This is a genomic window from Halovibrio sp. HP20-59 (genome assembly GCF_033052795.2).
In the GTDB taxonomy this organism is placed as follows: Bacteria; Pseudomonadota; Gammaproteobacteria; order Pseudomonadales; family Halomonadaceae; genus Vreelandella.
In genome coordinates this window covers 1-235 of sequence record NZ_JAWJUW020000184.1, presented here as the reverse complement: position 1 = coordinate 235, position 235 = coordinate 1, and the positions used below count along the sequence as shown (strand labels likewise).

Here is a 235-nt window from a genome sequence, read left to right as displayed (position 1 = left end):
ACTGCACGCGGGCCTGCGGGGCAGTGGTGTCGAGACGTATGTCCAGCCCGCGCGGGGCGCCGCCGGCCAGCTCGATCTGCTTGATCACGCCGCCGGCCTCGTAGACCAGCGTGCTGCCCAGCGCGTCGACGCTGCGCACGTCCCACTGGGTCTCGCGGGTCAGCTGGCGCAGCGCCTGGGTGACCGGGTTGAAGGCGAACAGATTGGCCGCGCCATCCGCGCGGTCGGAGATGAA

The 235-nt window shown here is 71.5% G+C and carries 1 protein-coding gene; it reads right to left on the bottom strand.

Annotated elements, in window-relative coordinates:
- On the bottom strand, positions 1-235 hold a 235-nt coding region (locus tag RZA33_RS19810; RefSeq protein WP_317510084.1), incomplete at both ends, for a hypothetical protein.